This is a genomic window from Intestinimonas sp. RTP31139st1_F5_RTP31139_211217, from assembly GCF_040226735.1.
Classification (GTDB): Bacteria; Bacillota; Clostridia; order Oscillospirales; family Oscillospiraceae; genus Intestinimonas; species Intestinimonas butyriciproducens.
Map to the genome: position 1 here is coordinate 41,048 of NZ_JBCOAQ010000021.1, position 1,206 is coordinate 42,253.

Here is a 1,206-nt window from a genome sequence, read left to right on the forward strand (position 1 = left end):
ACGCCGGTGATGTCCGGGAAGGTGGCCTCACGGTCCACGATGGGCATATACGTGACCGCGGGGTCCTTCCCCTCCAGCCCCTCCCCCGGCTTGGCCCCGGCCAGCTCACCCGTCACCGTCAGGGAATCTCCCATCCGGTAGAGGCTGTTCCGCCCGTCCCGGGCCCTCTGGGCTGCGATCAGGCCATAGAATGCCTGCTCTGAGGCCATCTGGTTCGAGCCCGACCCGTCCGCCGTGTGCAGGAAACCGTTCCCGGGCAGATAGAAGGTTATCAGATTGTCCAGCATGCTCTTTCCGTTTTTCACGAACCGGCTGTCGTCCAGCGGGATCCCCAGCTCGCACAGCGCCACGATCATCTGTACACAGCTCTCCGAATTGGTCGTCCCCCAGGACGCATAGCCCGCGCTCGCGTCCTGCTGCTTCGACATGCACGCCAGGGCCTCCTCTGTGGCCTTTGCCACCGCCGCCTGGTCCTGGTACTTTGCCAGCGCCTGGAGCGCCATCCCCGTGATGTCGGGGTCCGACACCCCGTCCCCCGAGGACGCCGCCGCCGTGCCCCCGAACAGGCTCCATCCGCCGTCCGGGAGCTGGCAGTCCAGGATGCGGTCGATATACATCTGCCGCGTCGCCTGCGTCGCCGCTTCGGGATTTTCCGGCATGGGGTAGTCCTTTGAATCCAGCGCGATGAGCGCCCAGATCGGACCGTTGAGCCCCTGCCAGATCGTCTTGCCGTAGTCGCCCAGGGGTTTGGTCAGGTCGTACCCCGCCACGTCCCGCGCGTCCTTTCCGATGGACGAGAGCGCCACAATGAGACGCGAATATTCCGTGTATTTCTTGTCGTGGAGCACCCCGTCACAGGCCTTCACATAGCTCTCCACCGTGGCGTAGTATTTCTGATAGTACTCCTCAGGCACCTCATACCCGCTCCGCGCCAGGCCCAGCACCGCCCACTCGCCGCCGATGGACCCCACTTGGGGATCCTTCACCGTGCGGTACATGTACGCCGCTGTGTCCGTAACGGCGTCGGCCAGCCTCTCGTCCGACACCGCCGCCCACGCCCCGGTACTCAGGCTCAGCGCCAGTACCCATGCCAGCGCCAGCGATACCGGCCGTCTCCATCTCTGTTTCATTCGTTTCTCCTCCTTTTCCTTCCTTACAAATGGCCTCTTTTCGTCAAAAAAAGCTGTGGCGCGGGGCACATGCCCC

General features: G+C 64.2%; 1 protein-coding gene. It reads right to left on the minus strand.

The window, feature by feature from the left end; genetic code table 11:
* On the minus strand, positions 1 to 1,130 hold a 1,130-nt coding region (locus ABUA09_RS12380), incomplete at its 3' end, for a prenyltransferase/squalene oxidase repeat-containing protein (protein ID WP_349949398.1).
* Positions 1,131 to 1,206: the final 76 nt, after the last annotated feature.